Origin of the sequence: Cupriavidus sp. HMR-1, assembly GCF_000319775.1 — a bacterium.
In the GTDB taxonomy this organism is placed as follows: domain Bacteria; phylum Pseudomonadota; class Gammaproteobacteria; order Burkholderiales; family Burkholderiaceae; genus Cupriavidus; species Cupriavidus metallidurans.
Map to the genome: position 1 here is coordinate 15,902 of NZ_ANKP01000100.1, position 24,322 is coordinate 40,223.

The following is a 24,322-nucleotide window of genomic DNA, read 5'->3' on the forward strand; positions in this document are numbered from 1 at the left end:
GCCAGACGGCGTGGTGTCGTCACGGTGACTATGCGTGAGCGATTGTGCTCACCATGCATACTTCACCCCCACGCGCAGCGCGTACTGGTAGAAGCTCTGCGCGCCCCAGGCGCCTGACACGTTGGACCATGCCGTCCAGCGTTTGCCCAGATCCGCGTTCACACCGAGCTTCACCTCGTAGCGGTTGCTCGGATACATGCTGCCCAGCGGCAGGTCATTGAACGAGATGCTGCTGGAAACGCTGGTGTGCCACCAGTTCAGCGTCAGGTATGGCTGAATCTTGCGGTCGTCAGGGCGCAAGAATGTACGATGAAAACGCGCGCCGAGCCGGGTGATCCAGCCGTGCGAGCTGGCGCCGGTGATGCTGGTGCCGGTGGGTTCGGTGATGTCGGATTCGTTGTAGCCGACATAGATCAACTGGCCTTGCGGCTCGATGATCCAGTCATTGCGCAGCGGCACCGCATAGCCGGTCTCGCCAGACGCGGCCCAGCCTTGCGCGTTGTAGCGCACCGAGGGCAGGTACTGCCCATCGACGTGGTTGGTGAACCAGCCGTACTGCACCCAGGTGTCGACGTAGGCCCCGAGTTTCTTCTCGTCGTTCTGATACCACGTGGCGTATCCACCCACGCTCCAGCCCTCGACGGTGCCCTTGGCGCTGAACGGGTTGCCCTGCGCGGTGGCATTCGTGTTGGCGTAGCCATAGCTGCCCATCAGACCGAGGTGGCCCCGGTCCGTGCCGTTGCCGAAGAGCTTCCATTTGGCCAGCTCGGCGCCGCCGTGCAGCAGGAACGAATTGGTACTGGCCTTGAAGATGCCGTTGGCGCTCTTGCTGCCCTGCCAGTTGCCGACCGCGCGCAGCCAGCCCGAGCGGGGTTTGTCCTGGTCAGGATTGAAGCCTTGGCCCTCGACGTACTGAGGCTCGCCCACGCGGTCATGCAGGCTGTGGACGAACATCTCGCCCACGAGGTGCTGGTTTGCGAGGTAGGCCGCTATTTCAGGTCGATAGAGCGGTTTGGGTGGCTCGGGCGGCGTTGGGGGATCGGGTGGCACGGGTGTCGCCTCCGAACGCAAGTACCAGGCGTTGGCGTTCGAGCCATCGGAACTGCCACGGAATAGCTGGTACTCGTATGCCCCCGCGACGACGCGCCCGTCGAGCGCGAAGGCTCCCGCTGCAGTGGTCCCGCCGTTTGCGGTGTCCACCACTGTGATCCCGTTGGCAGTCGTCAATGCACCTTGCCCTCCGGCATTGGCTATACGCAATTTGGAACTACCCGATGCCGTACCGCCATCAATAACAAGCCTATCTGACGGTGCGCCATCTCCTGCCAACATCGTATTCAGTGCGATGGTCCCGCCGACGCCACCATAGTTGTTGACTGTCAGGCTCTTGAAGCCTGGTGTCACGGATTGGGGGGAAAGCGTCCCGCTTGACACTGCGGGGGCAGCGAAGCTGATGAGGCTCGCATTGTTTGCGAGGTTCGTTAAGTTGGAATCCCCCGTTATCGTCCAGGTGCTTCCGTTGGAAAGCGTCAGGTTCGCGATACTGCCGGCGACGGTGGTAGCACTGCCCGTCAGATGGCTGCCTGCATCGGCGAGAAAGTTCAGGGTGCCAGCTTGGCCGGCGTTATCGCCAACATGAATAGCATTCGACGACGCATTACTAAGCGTCGTGTTGGTCAAGTTCAGGTTCAGCGTGCCGCCCGTCACGCGTACACCATCACCATTGGAACTGATGGTCGAGTTGCTTACGGTAATCGTGGAGGGCGTGCCTGCTGCCGCGGCCTCTGATTCGATAGCGACGCCTGTACTGCCGCCGGCAGCGCTGGCAACAGTCATGGCGCTGTTCGCCAGCACCAGCGACCCCCCCTCGTAGGTATTCAGACCAATTGCTGCGCTTGTGCCATTGACGGTCAGCGTTGAATTGCCGGAGAACGTAACCGAGCCACCAGCGTTGGTGTACAAGCCGGTGGCGGTGGTTGCTGCGTTCACCGCAAGCTGGGCAGCGCCCGAAACGATAACGGAGCCGCCGCCACTTGCGCCAGCTATCTCGGCAGTACTGCCTACGCCTCGCAGGGAGCCAGAGATATTATTGACATTGACAACTGCGTCGGCATACCTGGCAAAGAGGATTGTGCCGCTGTTGCCCGTCGCATCAATCGTGACACTCCCGGTCGCGGTCGTCTTTGCCCTGTCATAGGCCGAAATGCCGATCTGGTAGTCCCCGTACACTCCACCAATCCCGCCCATCGTGATATTGACGTCCTGCGCAGTAAGCACGCCCGCTGCGTTCGAGACAAGGCCCCAACCTTGCGTACCGTTGCTGGACGTGCTGATCGTTGTCAGTCCAGATAACGTGATCCGGCTATCTGTATGCGCGTAGATCGCGTAAGGCTTGTCCGATGAGGCGCTTACACTCAGGCCTTGTGCCGAAATGGTCGAAATCGAGGACCCGGAGGCGTAGCGTGCATAAACGGCCGTAGCGCCGATGATCCCGGATGCGGAACCACTGCCAACGGCGTTGACCACCGAGTTTGTGCCAAGGTCAATCGTGCCGCCATTCATGGCGGTGGCTACGCCGAGTCCGGTTCCGGACAAGTTTTCTGCAGTAATGCCACCCCCTCCGGCGACCACAATTCCGTTACCAACGCCACCCGTCAGGCCATTTGCGTACAAGGCGGGATTGGTATTGCCGCTCGTTGCCGCCGTTGTGCCGGAAGCGATTTGCGTCGGCGGGACCGCACCAGTTACTTGCCCAACCCTGGGGCCTGTCAGTCCCCCGCCTTCCGAGTTCGGATCCGCGGGCAACACCGGTGGCTGCGCTTGCACCATTCCATACGGACCTGCCCCGATGACAAATCCGGTGAGCATTCGGAGTAACGGTGGTGACATGCTTCTTTTTGACATGAGCAGCTCCCGTAGCGATCTTTGCGTTACCTCAGAGAAAACTAGGGGGATTGGGCGTCAGGGACAATTTAGAATTTCATAACACTGATGTTAGAGAAATAGTTGAAAGATGGTTAATAGGTTAATTTCGACTAACGAAGAAGGATGATCATACTTACTGCATAGATAACGTCCGCTTGCGAAAGATAAGTTGTTGGAATATTTGCCGCCGGCCAAGCCGGAATTGCATCGCCAGTATTATGAATTGCGCGGTCAGATACTGATTGATGCGAATTACTTATTTAGCGATAAGCATAATGGCTATTCGTATAATTTAATTTCCTCAGCCGATCTCTTTGACGAAGTGATCTCAATTTTATGAGGGTGCCATAAGAATTTACATCCTGGGTCAGAGACGAAGATTGCACTGTGGGTCTGGGGATGTGATGTGGTTTTGCGTTCCAGACTTGAGATCGACTGATGACGATAGAAGTCTCCCGATAATTCTGCGATGGATGAGGCTGATCTCGCGCGTTCTGTGCTAAACGGCAAACGCACACACGGCCGACGACGGGCGTGGCTCAAAGGGGGCAGCAGCGAGTGCGCATGGGTTACGGCTCGAAGCGGGATTGCCGCCGGTAGATTCCTCGTTTGGGTGTCCGTTTGTTGCTGCGGCCTGATTGACTCCTGTCGCGGCGCCGACGGGCCGGGAAGGCCAGTAGAATGCGAGATTGCCCTGTGACCATCGAGGTAACTAATGGACATTACTCCCCCCGTTACGTTGGAAGAGTGGAATGCGGCCGGTGCTGACTATTTGCCTGGTCTTCTTGGCATGCGCTTTGACAAAGTGGAACCGGATGAAGTAGTGGCGACGCTTGAAGTGCGTCGTGCCTTGGGCGCCTGGAATGGCTACTTGCATGCGGGAACGGTAGTCTCGCTCGCGGACACATGCTGCGGCTATGGAACCGTGCGAAGCCTACCAGCAGGGGCCAGTGGGTTCACCACCGTGGAGCTCAAGAGCAACATGCTTGGAACGGCCCGTGATGGCATTGTGATTTGCACCGCGCGTCCCATTCACAAAGGGCGCACGACTCAGGTCTGGGATGCAGAGGTCCGTCGCGGTGGCGACAACGCCCTGATCGCTAGTTTTCGCAACACACAATTGATCCTCTGGCCCAGAGGATAATCGTCGCGGCCTTATACGTTGATTGCGCGCCACGCTGTAGCGCGTGACGCCATGATGCCCGGCGTGCGGCCAACATGGCGTAGCTATGCGCTCGTCCTTCAGATTTCAGGCCAACGGTGTGGCGCCGCCTTGCAGTGGCGCATCACCATCGATGACACTGCCTCGATCGTTGATCGAACGGTAGTGAACCGTTGCGTCACCAGTCGGAGTGATCTCGCCCTTGAGCGGGAGTCGCTGGGTTTCGCCCGGCGCGACCATGCCGCTGCCCTCGAACGTGGCATGTTTGCCGCCCGCACGGGCCTCTGCGCTGGCGAGCGACACGTGATAGGCCGTAGGGTTGCGGACTTCGAGGACCTGCGTCTTGCCGTCACGCACCAGGCGCCACGTCAGCTGTTGCGGGGCATGGAGCGCATCGCCTTTCAGTCCTTCCGGACGATAGAACAATTTAATACGGGAGCGGACCGCTACCTGCAGGTAGTTCTGGTCGGCCTGGCCTTTTTCTGACGCGGGCGGCACCTCGAGCAAGTTGAGCCAGAATACTGATTCCTTGTCCTTGGGCAATGCCTTGCCGGTATAGAGGATACGCAGTGTCTGCGATTCTTCAGGGTCGATGTGAGCCGCGGGTGGGGTCACCGTGAAAGGGGCCGCGATGGCAGACGGCGATGCGTTGGCGTCCCCTGCATCGATCCAGGCCTGGGTCAGGGCAGGCTGCTTGCCCTTGTTGCTGATCTTGAGGGTGGCTTCGTGCTCTTGCGCGTTATAGATTGCCCGCGTTCCCGCGATCACGACTGAGGCATGTGCCTGCATGCCGGCCATAAGGCCAAAGACCAGAAGACTTGCGCCAAGGAGGGGGCGGAGTTTGTACATCGTATTCATGGTGGATCCATATTTGGTGTGGAATGTCGTCCTCGGATGAGGGTGCTGATGGCCCGGGATTGCTCCCGCTTAGCCTCGGCGCCATGCAGGCGCCGCACTCCTTACTGATAGACGGGTTGATTGGTGACGTTCAATGCCACTGAACCGGCTCCGGTCGCATCCGTCGCACGGCGTTTCGCCGCCGGTCTGACCATTGGTGGTCAGGATCGAGGCCTGTACAGCAGGCAGCGTCACGGTGACGTTATCGCCAGCGCCGGCATTGACCGCGCAGGTGTCTGCCAATAGAGCGCCATTGAATGTGATCGTGTCGGCGGCGGCGATTGCGGTTGTGCCGGCTGCCAGCATCAGCGCGGTGGGGGGCTTGGAAGTTCATGATGAAAGACCAGATGTGTAGGGTTCGATGTTGTTGATGACTGTTGTCTGCTCAACGTGTTCAGTCTAGGAGGCGGTCATGGTGCTTTCCATCGAAAGGCTTCTAATCTGGCGCTACCACTCTTGCTTCTCAGCCCTTTGTCAACATGGCCAAATGTGCATAGTCAAAAACCCCGGTCAATCCTCGACAAGTCAGGTCAAGGCGCCCACGATCGCCGCAGCTGGCGGCTGGTCGTCGCAACGAAAAGCGCCGACTGGCAAATAGGCCCCGCGATATTTTGTACCCGTTGAGTGGCCAGCTTTTAGACATCGTTCTATGTTGTCTGCGACAGACACAATCTATTCTGTCGATGGAGAACTGCGCGAAGCATTTGCCAGAACTTCGTCCTCTCTCAGAGTCAAACGTTGAACGCCAATTGCCAAACGCCGCACATGCCATGCCGTCCCGTTGATACCATTGCCGTTGATGTCCACCTTGAACAAGCTCTGCAAGATGCTATTGCGCGAAGCGAACTATTCGTGGACTACCAGCCGGTTTTCCGACTGCAAACAGGGGACATGACCGGCGTCGAGGCGCTCGTGCGCTGGCGCCATCCGGAACGCGGCGTGCTATCGCCTGTCGCATTCATTCCACTCGCTGAGGCGAACGGTCTTATCGTGCCTATCGGCGAGTTTGTGCTTGAGGAGGCGTGCCAGATCCTGCGTGCGTGGCGAAAGTCGGCAATGCACGAACTGTCGATCGCCGTGAACGTCTCAGCAGTGCAACTGGCGTACGGCGACTTCGTGCGTGTAGTGCGCGAATGTTTGGACGAGTATGGGGTCGACGCACGGCGTCTGCAGCTTGAGATCACCGAAACCGTGCCGTTCACGAATCGCCAACTCGTCGTCAAACGGCTTGTCGAGCTACGCCAGCTCGGGGTACGCATCGTGCTCGACGACTTTGGATGCGGATACATGTCGCTCCAGCACCTGACCACCCTGCCCGTTGATGGCATCAAGATCGATCAGTGCTTCACCACCGGACTGCCTGACGAGCCGCGTGCGACGGCAGTCGTCTCGTCGATGCTGGGTCTGGCGGAGCGCCTCGGGCTTTCCGTCGTGGTCGAAGGTGTCGAGACGCCGCGCCAAGCGTCGTGGCTGAGATCCTACGGCAACGTTTGCGTGCAGGGGTTCCTGTACTCAAGGCCTCAGCCGATCCTTCACAAGCCGCTGCGGATCCGCTCTCCGGTCCCTTGGGCCTGACACGCCGCGAGCGGCCAGGCGCGAATACACCGAAGTTGCCCGAGATCTGTCCGTTGCTTTCTGAGTAGTGGGCATGTTGCCCCTGGCGTGTCCCGGCCGCCTCAGGTTGACAACGCCTCCAGCCGTTCAAGCATTTCCGCAAGCTCCTCGCCAATCACGCGCGCTAGCGATTCAATGTTGTCGTTCCAGCTCTCAGTATCCGCAATGGTTGCCCGCAGCTCCTGGCACGCTTCATAAAGCATCGACGGCCCCAACACCGACAGCGTACCCGAGACACCGTGCGCCCAGCTTTCGAGCGCCTTATTGCTTTGGGACTTGACGGCACTATCAAGCATCGCCAGGTCGCGGTGGCATTGCTCAACAAACATGCTCGCGTACTCCGCAGGCATTGCAGGAAAGCGTGGCAGATCGGTATCGATGGCCGCTGCCGTCGCCTGCGAGGCCGAGACAATCCCGGCACCATTTTTGTCCGCAACAACTGACTCGTTTCTCAGCGCTTGATCCGGGTTCGCCACATCGTCAAGCACACGCGCGAGTCCGGCAAGCGCCACAGGCTTGCTCAGATAATCGGTGAAACCTTGCTCACGACCTTGCGCCACGTCCTCGGGACGCACGTTCGCGCTCACCGCGTAAACCGGGAGCGAGGGAATGCGCCTACGTGCCGCCTCCAGCAGCTCGTAACCACTCATCCCGGGCATGTTGATATCCGTAAGCAAGATGTCAACATGCCCGGCGTCGAGCTTGGTGAGCGCTTCATTGCCATCCGCTGCTTCGACGACATTTGCGCCCAGCGTACTCAACTGGTCGCGCAACAGCCCACGGTTGAGAAGATTGTCCTCGGCAATGAGCACGGTCAGGCTGCCATAGTTGCGGCCACCCGGTGGTCGTTCTTTGCCTGCCTGACCGGCCGGCGCATCGGTGGTGGCTTCTGGCATCGCGCGCAGCAGTTGCGTGGCCGCTCGAATGCCAGAGAGGCTGTAAAGACAGACCTCGGCGCTGCCGTCTTCGCGCAGGACAGGCACGAGCGGCCCATTCTGGCGCAGCCAGACTACGTTGTTTGAAGAACCCCATAGCTTTAGTACCTCATGGGGAGCGTACTCGTCGGTCACAAGCAGGTAGTCGCCGAGCGCTTGTGGTTGCGCATGCTCATGCTCGGGCAACAACAAGGGAGGATTCTTCTTCGGATCGAACAGATTGGTCAGCCACTCCTGGTTCTCGATCGCACGGCACAGAATCGCAACGCGCTGGTCTGTCAGTGTCCATTCGGCCCCAGCCGTGCCAGTGGCGCAGGCCTGGAGTGGCAGTGTGACGGTGATCCGCGTGCCAACGCCCAACGTACTGTCGAGCTCGATTCTCCCGCGCATCAGATTGCACAGCCGCGCGCAGATCGAAAGGCCCAGACCAGTGCCGCCGGCGCGCGTGAGGCGTTGGTCATCACCTTGCGTGAACGGACGAAAAAGCCGCCGTTTCAAGTCATCATCGATGCCGACACCGGAATCCGCGACGCTTATCTTCAACTCGCCGTTTGTCCAGCATGAGCGGACGACAATTTTTCCGGATGGCGTGAACTTGAACGCGTTCGAGAGCAGGTTGTCAATAATCTGGCCAAGACGCACTCGATCAAATCTCAGCTGCGCGGGTATCGTACGGTCCATCACCAAGTAGAAGCTCAGCCGCTGACGCACTGCGAGCGGCGCATGTGCGATTACAGCGCGGTCAAGCAAGTCGGTGACGGACGACCATTCCTCGCTGAGGCGCAGTTCGCTGACATCCATCTTCGAGAAATCTAGAACGTCGTTGACTATCTGCAGCAAGCTCATCGCGGAAGCTTGCATTGCCTGTACACGCGCTGCCTGTTCGGGCGCGAGCGTACCCAGGGCCACCAGTTCGAGATTGCCGGCGAGCGACGCAAGCGGCGTGCGAATCTCATGGCTCATTGAGGCGAAGAAACGCACTTTCTCGCGCGCAGCCTCGTCGCTTGTGTGCTTCGCCTCGCGGAGCAACTGCTCGGCTTCGTAGTGTCCCGACATATCATTAATTGCACAGAAGAGCACGTCCTCACCGTCGAGCTTCGCAGGTGCGTAGGTAATCTCAAGGTGCATGCTGTCACCGACAGCGCTTTCCAGGCTGAACACGAACTGGTGGATCGGCGGTGAATCCGCACTCGGAGCGAGGGCGGGCGACGACAAGCGCGGGGCGAGCGCCGCGCAGAGCGCGTCGGGCAGGGTCGTCGCCAAGTCCTCGAGGCCGAGCACGTTGCGGGCAATCTGATTTGCGACGACGATCGCAAAATCGCGTTGACGCACCACGCACAGACCGACCGGCGTCGCATGGACAAGCAGATGATTGATCAGTTCCCCTTCGAGCGCGCGCTGCGCTCGTGCGTAGGTGCGCGTGAGGAAGCGGTGGTTCCAGTAGCGCGCCATTGCCAGCAGCAGCGCGATCAGCGCCGCTGTCATGAAGAAGATTGCCAGCAGTGGCACGCGGATCAGCGCGAAGTACTGCTGCCATGTAACAGAAAGCAGGTAATGCCCGAAGCCAAGAGCGAGTGGTCTCTGATGCAACACCCAGCCGACGCCTGAGACGTAATGGAAGCGTTCTTCCGTCTTCATTGCGAGCTGTCTTTCCAGGTTCAGCACGGTTGCGGTCGAGAGCGGACCTGTAAGCGGCTGGCCAGCGGGATCGATCAGAGTGGGCAACGCCGCGTCGGTGTCCTCTACGGTTGGCATCGGGAGTTCACGGACGTCGACAGCCGTGATAATGAGCGCGTCAGGCAGCCCGTTGCGTTGGACAAGCATCGCGCCAAGCACCAGACTCGGAGCGAAGCCGAGCGCAGCGGGTGGCCGGAACCAATGAACTTCGCGGACGGCATCCGCTGGGGAAAGCGATCGATTTGCGTCATCTGCAGTAATTTGCTTGAATGCCGCACTGACCAGTATCCGCATGGCGGCACCTGGATCCGCGCGCAAGCTGCCGTCCTCCGGCCTAGCGTAAATTTGGTGGCTGAATCCGGCATTGCCGTCGAGACGCACGAACATTAGCGGAAGCTGCATCCCGTATGGTGCGAAAATCTGCACCGCACGGTCGCACACCCTGCGAAGCTCTGGGGTATCACGAAGTCCCTCAAATGTCGGACTACACGCTTCCGGTGGCCGGGCTGTCCCGCGCGTAAGCCCGCCCAGTTCTCCGAGGCCGAATAACGTGCGGGAGCCTAGCAGCAGGGAATAGCGTCGCAACAGCAGTTCATTGCTCTCGTTCTCAGCCTGCTTTAGTTGTTGCCATTGCTGCTGCAGGGCGTTTGATCCAACGCTGAGCGCGGTAAAGCCCGCCGCATACAGCGCCGCGAAAACGAGTAGCCCGATCACCATCGAGAACACCCGGCGCTCGCGTTTCAGATTCGCGTCAAGTTCCCGAAGCGTCTTGAGCGGCGACGAAGGCGATGACGCGAGCAAGCGTTCCATCAACGGAATCCGTGTTGAGATGCATAGCGGATCAGGTCGGCATTGGTTTCGACATGAAGCTTGCGCATGGCCATGCGCTTCTGCGTTGCAACGGTCGTGACTGCGCGATTCAGGCGCCTGGAGATGTCGGTGACCGACAGTCCGAGCGAAAAGAGGCGCACAACTTCGAGTTCACTGGGAGAGAGCGGGTTTGTGTTGCGGAACGCCTCCGTAGTACCGCCATCCTGCCCGAGGCGCATTGCAATCCTTGGGGAAAGCAAGGTCTGGTTAGCGCCGAGCGCACGATGGCAGATCTGCGCTAGCGTACTCTCCGACTCCTCCTTGCTGACGATGCCGGCCACGCCCAGGCTACAAAGCCGGTTTAGGATGCCACCGTTGGTAAGCATGGTGAACACAACGACAGGCGTGTCGGGATAGAGCCGTCGTAGTCGGCCAATAAGGCGTAGACCATCTTCTTCGTCGCGGTCGCCCTGCATCGTGAAGTCGGTCACAATCAGTCCGCAGGGACCGTCGCGAGCCAATTCGTCGAGCAGCTCAGCGCCGGAGCGGACCTTCGAGCGGACGTGAAAGCCAAGGGTGCCCAGTGCGTTCGTAACCGCCATCAGAATGATGGGATGGTCGTCTGCGACGACGACTTCCACGTGATGTATAGCGCTCGACATTTTCGCCCCGCTTTTCAAAAGACAGAAAGGTGCTGGACGCACTGGTGATGCGCGCTCAATGAATCAGAGGAGCCGCACCGATTTATTCTAGTTGACGTGGCACCGCATATTAACTTGGCGATGCATGGCGAGTTTTGCGATGGGTCTAGCTATCAGATGGCGTCGATATTTCGTCAGGGCCCGCCATCGCGTTCTCCAGCGGAATCAGGCGCGCTATCGCATTGCGCATGAAAGCAAGCCACCGAGAACTGGCCCGCGCCGCGGCACTGCCCACTGCACGTGCGTGTCCGCATCTGCTCCAAACGAATCGGCACAGCCGCAAGCGAGGAACGAACCGTTGGGGCTGAGGCAGGTGCCGGAAGTCCCGCATCAATGTACCTTGTGCGCCACACAAGACTGGCAACCATGAAAGCGCCCGTCGCGGCCGCCATCAGGAGGATCGCGACCGGCGCGAACCAGCAGCCAAGCGTCGGGCGCTGCCATATGAGGAACAGCACTGTGAAGAACAGCAGGAAGCAGGCCGGCAGGATCCAGAGCGTAAAGTGGCAGATTTGCTCACATATGCGCACAAAGCGGCCGGAACTTCGCTGGCATTGATTGTCTGTCGCGACGGCGGACATGGCGGAGATTTTTCTCTGGGGGCGAGCTATTCGATACCTTTAGCCTATTGGTTAATCGCTATCGCCTCCATAGAAGGACTTCGAAACTCTGTGCGACGATTGCCCGCACAGGCTCATACAGCAATGGCGTACGGCGGCATTCCGAACCTCGTTAGGACGTGGATCGCGGCGCGTGAGCGCCGACTTCGTGTTCCACAGGAGGCGGCCGAGAAGCAACGTCCTGAGACGACCGCATTAGCGGCTCGTCAATCGAGCCTGCGGCAACCTGCTGCGTCAATTGATGGCGTGCCCTTCAACGCCACCACTTCGCCGGCGCGCAAGCCGACCGCATTGTGTCCAACCGGAAGTACACGGGACAACGCTTGCCGAGCCATTTTGTAAGGGCGATAGGAGCGGATACAACGTCCCCCTATACTCTTAGTTAGAGCGTTTCCGACGACCATGGGTTTTCGGAGCGCCTTCGCTCGTTTCCGGGCTTCCCCCTCGACGACGTCTGAGGACTGGTGACTCCTAAAGTCACTCACGGGGATCTCCTGGAAACTCCATGCAAGATGCCACGCGGCGACGTCTGCTCGCCAATATCCTCAATATCCAAGAAAATCGGACGTGCGCCAGGATCGATGCGATCGGCGCCCCGCGATTGCAATACTTCTCGACTGAAGCGTGCCCATCACGCGCCCTATGCGTGACCATCAGGTCGGCATGGAGACCTGGATTCATACGCATGGTGGCAACTCAATGGCATGGGGCAGCCACGCTATTGTTCGACTGGGACCGCGCTGAGGTGAAATCACTCCACAGTCGTCCGTCGGCTCGCCGGCAGAAAAGGTAATGCTGAGCGAGGTAACACCATGCGTACGTTGCTGTATTTCATTCTGAAAGACGTCGTCACGGCGCGATTGGTACAAGCGCGACTCGGCGAGCTTGCCGATACATCAGCACTGATAGTGGGGCCCTGGTTTGCACAGTGCGACAATCAGCCAGTGGATGGGTTGCCAGGCATCGACGTTGGTCAGACCACGTATCGCGAAGAACTGGCGATCAGTGGAATCTTCGTCGGCGCGATTATTGCCGCGCTGGCTGTTTTTAGATACGGAGTCTCGGTCGGTACAAGTGCCACTGCCATTGCGTATGTTGGTGCTGTGACGCTAGGCGCAATGACCGGTTGGTGGGTCGGCGGATTCGTCGGCACCAGGATTGGCCGTCTCGGACTGCGGCGGCGGAAAGCGCAAATGACACCAGACCAGCTGCTGATGATCTCCAGTTGCGACTCGAACTTCAAGGAATCCACGAAGCAGCTGATTCACGAACTGGGTGGTGTAGCGATTGACGAGCACAACGACCTGATGCCGAACTTCAGGTGGGCATGATTGCCTGGCCTCCAATTATCTGCGATGTCACTTTCGATTTCGGGCTCGACCTTGCGAAGGATGTCAAAACGACTTGGAGATGATCATGCAACGCACGACAGAGTACAGAGGCTTTGCGATACGCATTGATTTGCTGAACACGTCGGAGGGGATGTTTGATACTTGGTTCCAGATCAGGGGACCAATTCAAGCTCGCGATGCCGTCTACGGTGCGCGCCTCAAGGTGTTGGGGTCCCCGTTCTCGCGCCGCTGGGCACATTTGGTGGGCGAGCTCGCCGCGCGGGCGTCCATCGATCAGATCCTGGGTGTCGACGAATACTAAATGGATTCTGAAGGCTTCTTACCGAAGCCGCGGTGGTGCGCTACGTTGCGGTGACCCATGGTCTTTCTGGCGCCGCGCTTGCGTCCCGTCAGGCCCGGTCGTGACGCGAAACCAGAGGAATAACTTGTGTAGCAATCGCACGCAAACGCTCCGCGGTTGCTACCAATCCGGGCCGCGCACGCTCTACGAGGCGTGTTAAGGTGCGCAACGGGCTGCTCACGCGGAGTTGGCTGCGATTGATATCCTCACGGGTATCGAGGGTTACTAGATCATGCTGAATCTGAATGCGAGAACTATTTTCGAGAGTCTGATGTACAAGGATCGACACCTGAAGTTTGACGTTGTCGAGAGGACATACGGGGACTGGTGCTGGACCTATACCATCGACGGCCGCACGACATTTAGCAGCCATGGAAGCAGCTATCCTACCCGCGAGCTTGCGGCGATCGACGCAATGGACGAAGCATTGCTTCGAATCGACAAGAATCCGGTCTAGTCTCACACTGCGCTACCAAGTTCTCATCCCGACGAGAATCAGGTTGGGCACGATCAAGCTCCGCTGGTTTCCTGGCTCGCTAGCCTTCGACTGAGGCTTCACGATCGGCTGGGTCTGCGTTCTGGCGGTAGTCGAGGATGGCGTGCACCATGGGTCTGATTAAAGATGATGGGGCGTTCTTTCGCCATGCTAGGCTTGCGCTAACTTGGGAGTTTGAAATGGCTACCACCTACAGGCGGCACATCATCAACTGCAATCCGCAATTGCTTGCCAGTGGCGAGTACAACCCCCGTCTGATTGTGACGGAGCATCAAGCCGATGCGGCAATTGATCATGTGATCGATCTTGGTCCCGATGCCTATCGAACAGCGCAAGAGGCATTGCAGAAGGCTGAAAGTGCTGGCATGCGTTGGGTCGACGCGAGGGTGGGTCCGATTCATCGGCATGGAGACTTCGGCTACGAAGTCTCCGCCGCATCCAAAGAGCGAGCGCAGTGGACTGGTGAGGTTCGGATATATGGTTCCAGCTCCCCGGCCAACATCTTCGATCGAAGAACGGACTACCTTGTCGCTCCTGGCATATTCCGTTCTGATGGCGAGGCGATGGTTGTCGCGCGAGCCTATGCTATCCAAATAATCGACGCTGGCACCATGTTCACGTGGGCCGACGTGTAGGACACGTCAACGTCCCACCGCGCAATCCCAGGGTGTTTTGCCATTCGCCTTTCCATGCGCTATCCCTGCTGTGGCAAGTACTGCCGTCTGCAACGAATGATGCTGATGCTGCCAGTTTGAGCCTGGGAGTCATTTCTCCGTGAGCGGCAGCAAGATATCGGCGTACCAGGCGGAGTTCAGACCTAGGGCTTCGTCTAGTTCGAAGTCCCGCGAGCTCACGTCCAGGCGCGCCGAATGAATGCCGAGCAGCATCCATGGCAGCGCGTGGGTACCCGCATCGGTACTAAGGATGCGCGTGACGACCGGTGCGCCGCTGGTGCCGCGATGCGTCCGGGCATCGGTCAGGAAGTAGCCCTTCCCCTTAAAGCGCATGCCGAATGAGGAAGCGATGACCGCCTGTCGCACCACGGGCAAATGATGAAGCGTGTCATGAAAGCCCAGCGGGAAGCCAACAATCAGTAGCGAAGTACCCGCTTCGATGAGGTCGTGCGGCCTATGCAGGTGAGCGGGCGTAAAGGCCCGATAGACCATCTCTGGCGGCAACGCAGCGCGGTCGAGTTCGATCACGCCCACGTCAATCCCACCGGCGGTATCGAGCCCATCGCGCCAAACACTCTTGCCGTCGCGATACAGCAGAATGGAGAAGCCGATGGACTCCGCCATGTTCTCCGGATTGACATGCAACTCGATCTCGATCCGGTCAGGGAAGTGCTTGCTTGGCTCATCGAACAGCACATGCCGGCTTGTCACAACAAACAGGCGATTGTCTCGCTCGAAGAAAAAACCGGTGGCATTGGTCAGTGCCTGCTGCCCATCGAATGTCGCAACGCGCGTGGCGACCAGCAGGATGGGTTCGATCATCATTTCACCATTCTCACCTGTCTGCTAACAAGACAAGCATAGTTGGTTTGCGCTGGATTGCCCGAAACGTCGTGGACGGTCAGCTGACTATGCGCAACAGAGGTGCGTTACCCGTCGTGGGACAGCGCCTGATTGCGGAGACGCACTTGGCTACGCGAGACTGTCATTACAGCGCCATCAACCTGGGGGCAATCATGGCTTCTCGAAATATCCACGTCATGCCGGATGACGACCGAGGTTGGATTGTGGTCGTGGAGGGGCCGAACGGCGCCACTGTTCTGTTTCCGACAGAAGCTGAGGCAATTGCTGCTGCCACAGACGCCGCAAAGCAGGACGGGGTCAAACTCTTTATTCACGACCGTGATGGCCAGATCAAAGCGCGGAAATCCTTCGATCCGACGAACCATCGCAAATCCTGACGGCGCGGCCGTTGTACGTGGAGTTCGCTCCGGTATGCCACGCCGCCGCTATTGCCTAATCCCGACAGCCAGTACGATCGACAGAGGCTCTACAGCCTGGTGAGCCCGTCTCCAACTCGCAATCAAGACTTGTGGCGATAGTTGATACGTCCTTTCGTAAGGTCGTATGGCGACATCTCAAGCGTAACGCGGTCCCCTGCGAGAACACGTATGCGATTCTTCTTGAGGCGACCCGAGGAATAGGCCCACACCTCGAACCCGTTCTCAAGGATGACGCGAAAGCGGTTGTCCGGAAGCACTTCCGAAACCTTTCCGCCAAATTCCACCAATTCTTCTTTAGCCATGTATTGCTCCGTAGTGTCAGGCGGGGTTACGCGAATAGCGTAGGGAGGTTCGTAGGGCGCCGTTCAAACGACTGCGGTCCATGTGGGCAACAGCGCCGTCACCAGCGTTGCGGGCCGCCTGCTTGGCCTTGGCTTCCGAGCCATGGGTGGCGTGGCGCATCGAAACGTTTGCAACTACGCGTTCGGCGCCGTCCCGATACTCGGAGATCATGTAGCTTGCGAACCAAATACCTGGTTCTTGCTGAATTGGGTAAACGGAAACGGTGAAGGGCGTGGAATCGTGATTCAAATTGTTCTCGGTTTCGAGTCGACGCCGCTGCGAGGCAATAGCAGGTCGATCGGGGTTCGTCGTAACCACCAATCCTGATGGTGGCCCTATTGAGGAGAAATAGGTTGCGTCGTCGATGCGCGTGCTGAGGCGGGTGGCGACGGGTGCAACATTGACCTGACTTGCGCAAGCCAGCGACGTTGTGTACATGCGCTGTGTTGCGGAGCGGACGTGCCGCCGGTCGGATATGGTTACGGGCAGTAGTTGCCTCGAAGACCCGGAGTACACCCGGGTGGCCGATGACGCTCTTCTAGTGATGATGTCGTGCTGGCGGCGCATGCGTCGAATATCATCGACGGCAGCGCATCGTACCACTTTTATGCAATCCTTGCCGGGCAGAGGCGAGCTTGCCAGGCAATGTCCACTGCGGCGGGCGTAGCGTTGTGTGCCCAACAGTACTAGCAATCGTTTCGTTGCTGCTCTTCCCGGATGTTCCGCTGGAGCTTGCGCAAGGCATTGAGTGCGTGCGGATCGTTCGGTTGCTCCATCGCCGCATCAACAGATCGCGCTTGATAACCCAAGGCTTCGCACGCTTCAGCGCGGGATTGATCTACGCCCGATGCCATCTTGATTCTGGCTTCGTGACTGCGCATCGTCTCTCGCTCCAAGATGCGGTCAGAGAGGAAGGTCGCTTCGTTTTCCCGCACGTGCTCGCTCTTTCCAAGCACCGATACGCTGCCTTGGTGCGAGCCGTCAACGATTCCGTAGCCATCTGGGCACGCCAATTCCTGGGTGTAAAGCGTCTTGCCACTGCCTTCGCAACGTATTGCATGTGCGGAGGACGCTGTTGCCAGCATCATGCCAAGCAGTGCTGCTCTGAGGAGTGCCATCGTAGGTTTTGCGGTCCAGGATGCGGCGTAGGAATGATGAGCCTGGCGCCTTTGGTCAGGGCACGCTCGATGACGCCTTCTCTGGAAGGACGTATGGCGCTGTTTTTGCGCGGCGCAATGAGCGTTTTCGATCAGAGGCCAGCTAGCGACTCACCTACGACCTGGCCATCGATGATGTGCTCGCCGTGTCGTACGGCCGCACGCTTTGCCAGGCCCAAGTCAGCCCATTGCATGTCTGGAACGTGAAACACGCGCGCGCTCTTTCCGCTCGGTGGCTCACCTTCCCGACAGATGACCACGGATGCGCTGTATGTGCGGTCTGGCCGACGCTCGTGCCATTCGCGAGGCGAGTCGAATTTGTAGACCAACGGGTAGATATCAAAGCCCTTGCAGTTTGCAGTAGGGTAGTTGTCCATTATGTCGCTCCACGTGTGGTACGGTCCGGCACGCACTTTCTGTGACGGCGTTCAGGTGCTGCATCAATGCTTGAGAGTGCCCGCCATCGCCTTGTCAGACTGTCTCGTGCCTTCAATCCGAATGCAGGAGGCTAGCGATTGACGGTCGCGCGTCGCTGCGAACGGCGCATGGAATCAGTCTTGTCGCTCTTCATGGTGAGACGCGGCGCTTCATCAAGCCATGCCATAAATAAGATCGACGGCGAACCTGCCATAGTGAAGCGCTGCCTGCTCCGCCGCCCTGCGCGTGTAGTAGTCATCCTCTTCGTCGAAGGATTCGAAAAATATCCGATCGTCCCTGTCTGCCGTGTATCGGATGGCCATCCTGTAGCGCCATTTCGGCCCGGGGGCGCACGTTCGAATAGGCTCGCTGGGCTCCTCGAATGCCGCGACATGTATGTACATACCTCGATATCCTTGGCACAGCCATCTCATTCGTGCCGGCATGGTAGACGTTCCTCAAATAGCATCTGTCCTAGCTGCCTATGACGATCGTGGCGGCAGCGAATACCATCACCAGCAATGATGTGGAGTAGCTAAACGTGCTGACCCAGTAGAGCGCTCGACTCGGTGTCTCGCTTCGTCGTCGGTGCCACTCAAATAGTTGCGAGAGAACAAGCAATGCGAAACTGGAAAAGTAGACTGCCAACACAGGCTTCTCCCGCAGATGATTGGCCTCTTTCCACGGTCTGCCGGTTCAGTAACTCCGGACGAGGCGTGGCGGAACAGAAAGGAAGCAAGCGCGTACCGGAGCGGGATGGCGCGTGAATTCGCTCGCATCGCGCTGGATGCGAGGCGGCGATGCACCATTGATTCGAATCAGGGATGGACTCGTCTCCGTCGTTGTCTCGCGCAATCTACGCCCCAACAAGTGCGGCGCAGCGAGAAGATCAAGGAGACGGCATTGAAGAGGGCCCCGTTGAGGCGGGCAAATCAATCCAGGTGGCGTGGCTGCTTGAAGATCCTGCTCGATTAGTTATACGGGGCTTTCCTGCTGTAGTCAATGAAACTCTGTCGCTCAAATCTGGACGCTGTCCGACTCAAGATGGTGTGGCGTTGATCCGCGTACGTGGATTGAGATGATGCGGTTGTGTGAGGCGCGATTCAGGAGTGCTATGTCCTGGGAACTACCGTCTTGAGGTGCGAGTTTCGATGCGGTCGCGTTCGATCACTGTACGTCGATGCTGGACCAGAGCAACCGGGGGCGCGACGCATCACTGTGAGGCAGTTTGCGCAGAGGTATATGGAGACCTCTTGTACCGAAGGAATGCGACTGTAGTATGCGGCGTTGAAAAGCTAGGGGTTGTTTCGCCGAAGGTCCGTTCATTGCCTCGCGCCGCGCTTGCAAGATACGTATCGATTGTCGTGAGATGTTCATTGACCGAGGTGCGGTGTACCTGTATAAGTATGATCGCAGGATCTTCAAGCGTAACCTCGAGGCGTTAGGTGTTTACCTCGGCAGCACCACTTTCTCTCCATGTTTCCTCCTTGATCGTCATGCCTCGTCCGCTATTTCGGCACGGCGAGAATTTTTAAGGAAGTTCTACATGGAAACCGGTACTGTAAAGTGGTTTAACGATTCAAAGGGTTTTGGCTTCATCACGCCGGATGCAGGCGGAGACGACCTGTTTGCCCATTTTTCCGAAGTGCAAGGCAATGGATTCAAGTCGCTTCAGGAAGGCCAGAAAGTGCGCTATGTGGCCGGCGTAGGCCAGAAGGGCCCCGCGGCGACCAAGATCGAACCGATCTAAGGTAGCCCTCGAAGTTGCGCAAGAAGCCCTGCCGGGAGAAAACCGGCGGGGCTTCTTCTATTTCGTGACGGCGAAATAGGTGCGGCGCGATGGGTACAGAAGAGCAGGCTATTGCGCAAGGCTGCTATGGCGACACCGGCCCGGCTAAAGTGATTGGTAGCGGCTGGCGACTGTCAGAATCGGCCCATCGAACTTCGGACGGTGCTGGCGCGCTGGCGAGTCCGGCCGCATCGCTGGCGTAGCTGCCAGCCTGTAGGCCGATGCGTGCGGCGTGGGCATTCCCGTCGCTCGCGCCAGTTTGATTTTGCGTACCGTGCAGCGAATGTTGGCTAGTGGCAGATGGCCTGCGGCCGAGGTCTAACGCTGGCGCATCGCCCAGATGCTTTCAATGATGTGCCGGGTCGTTGGGCTGACGACGATCTCTCCCAACTCGGCTTGCGAAAACCATTGGCAGCCCTGGATCTCCTTGCTTGGTTTCGGCACGGCCGATTTTCCAATATTCGCGACGAAGACGTGGTGCACGGTGGTTGCGCCAACGACTTGAAACAAGAATCCGAGCCCGCGAGCCAGCAACGTGGTCTCCTCCAGAAGCTCCCGGCCTGCTGCGTCAGCAAACGTTTCGTTCTTGGTCGGACGGCCACCCGGCAGCGCCCATCTGCTGCCATCCTTTGAGACCAGTAGCACACGGTCGCCGCGTGCGCAAACTACGGTAGCCCTTACCTTTGTTTTCATGGTTCGAGTGGAGAAAGTCGACGCCTCGCGGGCATCATACCGGGAGATTGCCGCTTTGCAGCAGCCGGCAGTCTGAGCTGGGGCTTTCGTGCCGCAAGCGGTCGAAGGGTAGTTGAATGCGTACTTGCGGGGGGGGCAGCCGCGCTTCACGCGTTGACTCTATGGCTGGCAGGCATTTTCGAAATGCCTGATCATGCTGACGTTCAGCAGGTTGCCGCTTCCGGCGCTGATCGTCGTGCCGTTCTTCAGGACGATCAGCGAGATCGTATCCTCGGCGTTGAAGGCGACGCCCGTTGCCACGCTGATCGAGCCGCCACTCACGCAAATGATGATGTCGTCAGCAGCGGTGCCTCCGCTCGAAGAGACACCATGACGCTCGCCCGTCAGCGCGCTGTCCGTTATCAGGAGGTGGCCTGAGTCGGCGACCCGGGCGGCGTCATACTGGGTGCTGCTGACCGTTGTACGCATAGGCGCGGTGCCCGGCGACGTCGGAGGGGGCAGGCGTTCGAGGTGTCTTATCGTGCGGATCTGCCAAGTCAATATTGCGTGGATCAAGCCTTTTTCACATACGAGTTACACCATCCATTTGCGGAGACCTGCTTGCCGGCGAAGATCGGGCAGGGCCCCCATGCATCGCCTGGCTTGCCCTGGTATAGCTGGCAATTGCTGCACTTCTGGCTGACGTCGTGCTTCGCGAACTTGGCCTTGTCGACCTTGCTTGTATCGTGCTTGTACCCCAGCGCTACCGCTTGAGGGTCCTTCTCATCCAGTTTCGCAGCAGTCTGCGCTTCCGCCTTGCCATCAACCCCGGCCACGGTGGCCAGAACAACTCCCGAAATACTCGATAGAAATCGCCTTCGATTCGTCATCGCGAGACCTCCTCCAGGTTGAAATTCACAAGGATGCGCGCGCGCATCCAGACGCCGGCAGCGCGAGCGCGTTGCCGAATGAATCTTCAACTCTTCTTATAGGTCGCGCGGGCGATGGATGCTGTCAGTAATTGTCCGACGTTGCGCGAGTAGTGACGCGGAAGGCAGCGTACCGTGCTTTACGAAGACGTTTGCAGTGCCTTGGGAGTGGCATCGCCGTCCGTTTGCGGCGGCTGGACGGATTTGAGTGCCAGTTCAGCCACCAGCATGGTGTGGCCTGGCTGCGCGTTCACGGTCAGCGTGCCGCCCACACGCGCAATGCGAAGGTGCATGCTGCGCATCCCCACGCTCATGCCGGCTTGCTGCACTGCCGCGACGTCGAAGCCGACGCCATCGTCGTCGATGCTCAGCAACAGCCGATTGGCATCGGGGAGTTCCAGGCAGACGCGCACGCGCCGCGCGCGGCTGTGCTTGACGACGTTGGTCAGTGATTCTTCCAGCAGGCGGATCAGTGCCAGGCACTGCAGGGCGGTGGGCGGTGTCCGCCACTGGGCGGGGCACTGCCAGTCGATGGCGATGCCCAGTTCGTCGAACAACTCCGTAAAGCGGTAGCGCAGAGGCGCGATCCACTCCAGTGGCGTCGCCGGTACCTCGACGCCGACACTGGCGCTGCTGTCGATGGTCTGGCGCAGGTCATCGCGGATCAGTTTGAGCATGGAAAGCACGTGCTGGCGCTGCAGCGGTGCCTCGCTCTGTTCGACCAGAGCCATCATGTGCACCAGCGATCCGCCCACGCCGTCATGCAGGTCGTGCGCGATCTGCAGGCGTTCTTGCAGACGGGTGTTGCCCAGCGTCAGCGCGTGCTCGCGCGCCAGGGTCGTGGCCAGTTCGGCGCGGGCGTTGGTGATGCCGTCGGCCAGTTCCTGATTGAATTGCTCGATACGACGCACGTTGTGCGCGTGGCGCAGCCCCAGGATGCCGGACAGGCATAGGGTGACCACAATGCTGGTGTAAGGCGAGATTGGGAACGACCCGGGGAGAACGGCCAGCAACAGCAGGAGGTCGTGCACGCTGGCGGCCAGCAGGATCAGCAGGCAGCCTGCCAGCAGCGCGTGCTCCCGCTGGCGTGTGCGCAGCGCATGGACCAGAAACTGCAAATCATTGACGTAGAAGATCGCGGCGGCAACCATGACGCCCACCAACTGCGCGTGACCTACATACGCATCCGGCACCACCACCTGGGCGGCCAGCAGTATGCCGGTGACCCACCACAGTGCCCGTTCGATGCGCGGCAGATGCTGCCCGCCAAAGCGCCAGGTGAACACGCAGAAGCAGGCGATCGACAACAGCAGCGCCATGGTGTTGAAGCGCGCCACCGTCAGCGTGCTGTGCCACGGCCAGGGGGTGGTCACCAGCACGTTGGCGATGAACAGTACCCAGAACAGGTACATGAGCGCGTACCAGCCATAAGCGGTCTGTTCGCGCCGCACCACCCAGATGCAGAAGAACAGTGCCGCCATCACGCCCGACACGATGATGTTGATCATGAACAGCGTGCGATAGCGCCACCAGAGTTCGTCATAGCGCTGCTGCATCGCCAGCGGATCACCAAGGAAAACCGGCCCCAGCCCCAGGGACTGCCCGGCCACACCCACCACGCGCACCCAGAGCGTGTTCACGCCGTCATGTATCCAGGCTTCGGGCAGGCGCCAATGGCGCGGCAGGTTCCAGCTCCGCGACAGCGGCTCGGTGAGCTGCGCGTCCCGCCACAGTAGCTCGTCGTTGATGAAGGCTTCGCCCGCCATCACCACCGATTGCAGTACCAGCGCGACCGGTTCGCGCTGTGTGCCCGGGCATTCGCGCTGCCAGTCGAGGCGATACCAGACGCTACCGCCGAAGCCGGGCTGACGGCGGCTCCAGTCGTCGGGCAACGTGACCGTGCGCCATTGCGAGGGATCGGGGCGTGCGCCTTGCGGGCCCGCTTCGGCCGTGCTGACGGTGAGGATGCGCACCGAGCATTGGGCCGTTGGTGTCTGCGCCCAGGCCGACGCCGCAACCAGCCACAGCACGAGGTGCGCGAGGCAGGCGAGCCAGCCCTTCATCCCAGCAAGCCACGCGAGCGCGCCGCGTTGATCGCCCTGGTGCGCGACGAGACGGCGAGCTTGCGATAGATATGCTTGATGTGGCATTCCACGGTGTAGCGCGACAGGAACAGGTGCTCGGCGATCTCGCGGTTGCCCAGCCCGTCCGCCACCAGTCGCAGGATCTGGTGTTCGCGCGGGCTCAGGCGTTCGGCCGATGGTTCGGGCGTCTGCGCGTTGGCCGAATCGCTCGGGCCGGGATGCAGTTCCTCAATGATGCGCCGGGCGATGAACGGGTCGATGGGCGCGCCGCCGCGCAGCACGCTGCGCAGGGCCATTGCAACTTCCAGATCGTCGCGCTCCTTGACCACGTAGCCGGTGGCCCCGGCACGCAGCGCGGCCAGGATCGCATCCTGGGTGCTCCAGGCAGAAATCACCAGAATGCCCAGTCCTGGGTCGGCCGCGCGCAACTCGGCGATCAGGTCGATGCCGCTGCCGTCGGGCAGGCCCAGATCCACCAGTGCCAGTGCCACGGGCTGGTCCGCCACGCGGGCGCGCGCTTCGGCCAGCGAGGCGGCCAGTACAAGCGCGTCTGGCGCATAGCCGAGTTGTTGCAGCAGGTTCTCCAGCCGGCGAGCGACCAACGGGTCGTCCTCCACCAGCAGCGCCGGCGCAGGCAAGGTCAGATCGGCGGCAAGCATGCGCAAGGGCATCGGCCCGGGCTCCCAGAGAAACGGATCAGCGCGCATTATGCGGCGCGCCGACCACACCGGGCCATCCCTTGAAACCAGTATTTAGTGGGGTATGTCGCCGGGATTCGCGGTGGTGCCGTCGCCCTGCTGGCGCATCGCGGCGAAATACCAGTTTGCAGTGATAGGCAGGCGTTGCCGTCACTTATCTAATTGCCTCCTGCCTCAAGGCACGTCCAAGACACGGTCAGGGCACGGGTGGCAGGCCGAGCATCCCGCGGCTGCCAGGTCACGCATTCCTATTCCAAACACCGCACCACGCCGGGTCACGCACACGGCGTGGATGCCATTGGTCATCAAGTCGGTCATCAAGTCGGTCATCGAGTCGTTCATCGACTTGGCCACCGGCTCCGGGGAAGTCGTCATGAATCTGAAGCGAATCATCAAGCGTTGCGGCCGCCAGCCTGCCACCGACACAGCGCAGCAAGTCGAATCGGGACAACTTCCATGTCCGCGCGGCGGGCGGACGGAAAGACGCCATTGGCACCGGCGCGCGGTATAGCGCCCTCCCGATACCACCAGGCAACGCACGACTCCCACGGTCCTCGGTGCCTGCCGGCCACGTCGCCGCTTCAGATCACGGAAGTACTCATGAATCGTACCCATCGCATTGTTTTCAATCGACGCCTCGGTCTTTGGCAGGTCGCCAGTGAACTTGCCCACGGACAGGGCAAGGGCGGTTGCCCATCCCACAGCCGGCTGGCCCGCCGCGCAAGGGCCGTGGCCGGGCTGGCGGCCG

Annotated in this window: 24 protein-coding genes; 8 read left to right on the plus strand and 16 right to left on the minus strand. The window is 59.7% G+C overall.

Features of this window, described 5'->3' with window-relative positions; all coding sequences use genetic code 11:
• Nucleotides 1–48: 48 nt before the first annotated feature.
• Entirely contained in the window at nucleotides 49–2,868 is a 2,820-nt protein-coding gene (locus tag D769_RS14475; protein WP_241227870.1) for an autotransporter outer membrane beta-barrel domain-containing protein, read from the minus strand.
• Nucleotides 2,869–3,640: 772 nt separating this feature from the next.
• On the opposite strand from D769_RS14475, the gene D769_RS14480 reads away from it, so the two are divergent.
• Nucleotides 3,641–4,069, plus strand: a complete 429-nt coding sequence (locus D769_RS14480) for a PaaI family thioesterase (RefSeq protein ID WP_008646216.1) — start codon at nucleotides 3,641–3,643, stop codon at nucleotides 4,067–4,069.
• Nucleotides 4,070–4,174: 105 nt separating this feature from the next.
• On the opposite strand, the gene D769_RS14485 is transcribed toward D769_RS14480, so the two are convergent.
• Complete coding sequence (locus D769_RS14485) at nucleotides 4,175–4,945, minus strand: fimbria/pilus periplasmic chaperone (RefSeq protein ID WP_008646217.1); 771 nt, start codon at nucleotides 4,943–4,945, stop codon at nucleotides 4,175–4,177.
• A gap of 804 nt (nucleotides 4,946–5,749) precedes the next feature.
• Here D769_RS14485 and D769_RS14490 point away from each other — a divergent pair.
• Complete coding sequence (locus D769_RS14490) at nucleotides 5,750–6,559, plus strand: EAL domain-containing protein (protein WP_081596801.1); 810 nt, start codon at nucleotides 5,750–5,752, stop codon at nucleotides 6,557–6,559.
• A 101-nt stretch (nucleotides 6,560–6,660) separates the two neighbouring features.
• Here the strand turns inward: D769_RS14490 and D769_RS14495 are convergent, their stop codons facing one another.
• From D769_RS14495 to D769_RS14505, 3 genes are all read right to left on the minus strand, one after another.
• A complete protein-coding gene (locus D769_RS14495) occupies nucleotides 6,661–10,020 on the minus strand; it encodes a hybrid sensor histidine kinase/response regulator (protein ID WP_008646220.1) in 3,360 nt (1,119 codons plus the stop codon).
• Complete coding sequence (locus tag D769_RS14500) at nucleotides 10,020–10,682, minus strand: response regulator transcription factor (protein WP_035884006.1); 663 nt, start codon at nucleotides 10,680–10,682, stop codon at nucleotides 10,020–10,022. The genes D769_RS14495 and D769_RS14500 overlap by 1 nt, the downstream gene beginning before the upstream one ends.
• Before the next feature lie 173 nt (nucleotides 10,683–10,855).
• Nucleotides 10,856–11,302: a hypothetical protein gene (locus D769_RS14505; RefSeq protein ID WP_008646222.1), complete on the minus strand. Its 447-nt coding sequence runs from the start codon at nucleotides 11,300–11,302 to the stop codon at nucleotides 10,856–10,858.
• Nucleotides 11,303–12,153: 851 nt separating this feature from the next.
• On the opposite strand from D769_RS14505, the gene D769_RS14510 reads away from it, so the two are divergent.
• The 4 genes from D769_RS14510 (at nucleotide 12,154) to D769_RS14525 (ending at nucleotide 14,164) form a co-directional block, all read left to right on the plus strand.
• On the plus strand, nucleotides 12,154–12,672 hold the full coding sequence (locus D769_RS14510) for a hypothetical protein (RefSeq protein ID WP_008646223.1): 519 nt from the start codon (nucleotides 12,154–12,156) through the stop codon (nucleotides 12,670–12,672).
• 85 nt (nucleotides 12,673–12,757) lie between these two features.
• Nucleotides 12,758–12,994 (plus strand): hypothetical protein, encoded by a 237-nt coding sequence (locus D769_RS14515; RefSeq protein WP_008646224.1) that lies wholly within the window; start codon nucleotides 12,758–12,760, stop codon nucleotides 12,992–12,994.
• Between the two features lie 310 nt (nucleotides 12,995–13,304).
• Entirely contained in the window at nucleotides 13,305–13,490 is a 186-nt protein-coding gene (locus D769_RS14520; protein ID WP_234707066.1) for a hypothetical protein, read from the plus strand.
• 149 nt (nucleotides 13,491–13,639) lie between these two features.
• Complete coding sequence (locus tag D769_RS14525) at nucleotides 13,640–14,164, plus strand: hypothetical protein (protein WP_241227871.1); 525 nt, start codon at nucleotides 13,640–13,642, stop codon at nucleotides 14,162–14,164.
• Between the two features lie 129 nt (nucleotides 14,165–14,293).
• Here D769_RS14525 and D769_RS14530 read toward each other — a convergent pair whose 3' ends face one another.
• Nucleotides 14,294–15,025: a serine protease gene (locus D769_RS14530; RefSeq protein WP_008646228.1), complete on the minus strand. Its 732-nt coding sequence runs from the start codon at nucleotides 15,023–15,025 to the stop codon at nucleotides 14,294–14,296.
• A gap of 71 nt (nucleotides 15,026–15,096) precedes the next feature.
• On the opposite strand from D769_RS14530, the gene D769_RS31065 reads away from it, so the two are divergent.
• Complete coding sequence (locus D769_RS31065; protein WP_008646229.1) at nucleotides 15,097–15,444, plus strand: DUF2188 domain-containing protein; 348 nt, start codon at nucleotides 15,097–15,099, stop codon at nucleotides 15,442–15,444.
• 122 nt (nucleotides 15,445–15,566) lie between these two features.
• Here the strand turns inward: D769_RS31065 and infA are convergent, their stop codons facing one another.
• From infA to D769_RS32685, 4 genes are all read right to left on the minus strand, one after another.
• On the minus strand, nucleotides 15,567–15,788 hold the full coding sequence (gene infA, locus D769_RS14540; protein WP_008646230.1) for a translation initiation factor IF-1: 222 nt from the start codon (nucleotides 15,786–15,788) through the stop codon (nucleotides 15,567–15,569).
• A gap of 16 nt (nucleotides 15,789–15,804) precedes the next feature.
• Nucleotides 15,805–16,266, minus strand: coding sequence for a hypothetical protein (locus D769_RS32680; RefSeq protein ID WP_234707063.1), 462 nt, complete (start codon nucleotides 16,264–16,266; stop codon nucleotides 15,805–15,807).
• Nucleotides 16,267–16,514: 248 nt separating this feature from the next.
• On the minus strand, nucleotides 16,515–16,946 hold the full coding sequence (locus D769_RS14545; protein WP_008646231.1) for a hypothetical protein: 432 nt from the start codon (nucleotides 16,944–16,946) through the stop codon (nucleotides 16,515–16,517).
• Nucleotides 16,947–17,077: 131 nt separating this feature from the next.
• Nucleotides 17,078–17,362, minus strand: a complete 285-nt coding sequence (locus tag D769_RS32685) for a hypothetical protein (protein ID WP_008646233.1) — start codon at nucleotides 17,360–17,362, stop codon at nucleotides 17,078–17,080.
• 1,586 nt (nucleotides 17,363–18,948) lie between these two features.
• Between D769_RS32685 and D769_RS14560 the strand changes: the two genes are divergently transcribed.
• The gene (locus tag D769_RS14560; protein ID WP_008646235.1) at nucleotides 18,949–19,152 is read left to right on the plus strand and encodes a cold-shock protein; all 204 of its coding nucleotides are present in this window, start codon (nucleotides 18,949–18,951) and stop codon (nucleotides 19,150–19,152) included.
• Between the two features lie 357 nt (nucleotides 19,153–19,509).
• Here the strand turns inward: D769_RS14560 and D769_RS14565 are convergent, their stop codons facing one another.
• The 6 genes from D769_RS14565 to D769_RS31835 form a co-directional block, all read right to left on the minus strand.
• Entirely contained in the window at nucleotides 19,510–19,884 is a 375-nt protein-coding gene (locus tag D769_RS14565) for an NUDIX hydrolase (RefSeq protein ID WP_035884001.1), read from the minus strand.
• A gap of 159 nt (nucleotides 19,885–20,043) precedes the next feature.
• A complete protein-coding gene (locus D769_RS14570) occupies nucleotides 20,044–20,439 on the minus strand; it encodes a hypothetical protein (protein WP_152414996.1) in 396 nt (131 codons plus the stop codon).
• Nucleotides 20,436–20,753 carry a high-potential iron-sulfur protein gene (locus D769_RS14575; RefSeq protein WP_035883998.1) on the minus strand — a complete coding sequence of 106 codons (318 nt, stop codon included), beginning with the start codon at nucleotides 20,751–20,753 and terminating at the stop codon, nucleotides 20,436–20,438. Before D769_RS14575 ends, D769_RS14570 begins: the two co-directional genes overlap by 4 nt.
• A 179-nt stretch (nucleotides 20,754–20,932) precedes the next feature.
• Nucleotides 20,933–22,855 (minus strand): 7TM diverse intracellular signaling domain-containing protein, encoded by a 1,923-nt coding sequence (locus tag D769_RS14580; protein WP_008646239.1) that lies wholly within the window; start codon nucleotides 22,853–22,855, stop codon nucleotides 20,933–20,935.
• The gene (locus D769_RS14585; protein WP_008646240.1) at nucleotides 22,852–23,547 is read right to left on the minus strand and encodes a response regulator transcription factor; all 696 of its coding nucleotides are present in this window, start codon (nucleotides 23,545–23,547) and stop codon (nucleotides 22,852–22,854) included. The genes D769_RS14580 and D769_RS14585 overlap by 4 nt, the downstream gene beginning before the upstream one ends.
• Nucleotides 23,548–23,748: 201 nt before the next feature.
• Entirely contained in the window at nucleotides 23,749–23,949 is a 201-nt protein-coding gene (locus D769_RS31835) for a hypothetical protein (protein WP_152414997.1), read from the minus strand.
• Between the last annotated feature and the right edge of the window lie 373 nt (nucleotides 23,950–24,322).

What these genes read in the sequence shown, in the direction of transcription:
- D769_RS14475 (WP_241227870.1), bottom strand. Translation starts at nt 2,868, where the DNA reads ATGCTCACCGGATTTGTCATCGGGGCAGGTCCGTATGGAATGGTGCAA.
- D769_RS14480 (WP_008646216.1), top strand. Translation starts at nt 3,641, where the DNA reads ATGGACATTACTCCCCCCGTTACGTTGGAAGAGTGGAATGCGGCCGGT.
- D769_RS14485 (WP_008646217.1), bottom strand. Translation starts at nt 4,945, where the DNA reads ATGAATACGATGTACAAACTCCGCCCCCTCCTTGGCGCAAGTCTTCTG.
- D769_RS14490 (WP_081596801.1), top strand. Translation starts at nt 5,750, where the DNA reads ATGCCATGCCGTCCCGTTGATACCATTGCCGTTGATGTCCACCTTGAA.
- D769_RS14495 (WP_008646220.1), bottom strand. Translation starts at nt 10,020, where the DNA reads ATGGAACGCTTGCTCGCGTCATCGCCTTCGTCGCCGCTCAAGACGCTT.
- D769_RS14500 (WP_035884006.1), bottom strand. Translation starts at nt 10,682, where the DNA reads ATGTCGAGCGCTATACATCACGTGGAAGTCGTCGTCGCAGACGACCAT.
- D769_RS14505 (WP_008646222.1), bottom strand. Translation starts at nt 11,302, where the DNA reads ATGTCCGCCGTCGCGACAGACAATCAATGCCAGCGAAGTTCCGGCCGC.
- D769_RS14510 (WP_008646223.1), top strand. Translation starts at nt 12,154, where the DNA reads ATGCGTACGTTGCTGTATTTCATTCTGAAAGACGTCGTCACGGCGCGA.
- D769_RS14515 (WP_008646224.1), top strand. Translation starts at nt 12,758, where the DNA reads ATGCAACGCACGACAGAGTACAGAGGCTTTGCGATACGCATTGATTTG.
- D769_RS14520 (WP_234707066.1), top strand. Translation starts at nt 13,305, where the DNA reads ATGTACAAGGATCGACACCTGAAGTTTGACGTTGTCGAGAGGACATAC.
- D769_RS14525 (WP_241227871.1), top strand. Translation starts at nt 13,640, where the DNA reads ATGGGTCTGATTAAAGATGATGGGGCGTTCTTTCGCCATGCTAGGCTT.
- D769_RS14530 (WP_008646228.1), bottom strand. Translation starts at nt 15,025, where the DNA reads ATGATCGAACCCATCCTGCTGGTCGCCACGCGCGTTGCGACATTCGAT.
- infA (WP_008646230.1), bottom strand. Translation starts at nt 15,788, where the DNA reads ATGGCTAAAGAAGAATTGGTGGAATTTGGCGGAAAGGTTTCGGAAGTG.
- D769_RS32680 (WP_234707063.1), bottom strand. Translation starts at nt 16,266, where the DNA reads ATGTACACAACGTCGCTGGCTTGCGCAAGTCAGGTCAATGTTGCACCC.
- D769_RS14545 (WP_008646231.1), bottom strand. Translation starts at nt 16,946, where the DNA reads ATGGCACTCCTCAGAGCAGCACTGCTTGGCATGATGCTGGCAACAGCG.
- D769_RS32685 (WP_008646233.1), bottom strand. Translation starts at nt 17,362, where the DNA reads ATGGACAACTACCCTACTGCAAACTGCAAGGGCTTTGATATCTACCCG.
- D769_RS14560 (WP_008646235.1), top strand. Translation starts at nt 18,949, where the DNA reads ATGGAAACCGGTACTGTAAAGTGGTTTAACGATTCAAAGGGTTTTGGC.
- D769_RS14565 (WP_035884001.1), bottom strand. Translation starts at nt 19,884, where the DNA reads ATGAAAACAAAGGTAAGGGCTACCGTAGTTTGCGCACGCGGCGACCGT.
- D769_RS14575 (WP_035883998.1), bottom strand. Translation starts at nt 20,753, where the DNA reads ATGACGAATCGAAGGCGATTTCTATCGAGTATTTCGGGAGTTGTTCTG.
- D769_RS14580 (WP_008646239.1), bottom strand. Translation starts at nt 22,855, where the DNA reads ATGAAGGGCTGGCTCGCCTGCCTCGCGCACCTCGTGCTGTGGCTGGTT.
- D769_RS14585 (WP_008646240.1), bottom strand. Translation starts at nt 23,547, where the DNA reads ATGCCCTTGCGCATGCTTGCCGCCGATCTGACCTTGCCTGCGCCGGCG.
- D769_RS31835 (WP_152414997.1), bottom strand. Translation starts at nt 23,949, where the DNA reads ATGACGACTTCCCCGGAGCCGGTGGCCAAGTCGATGAACGACTCGATG.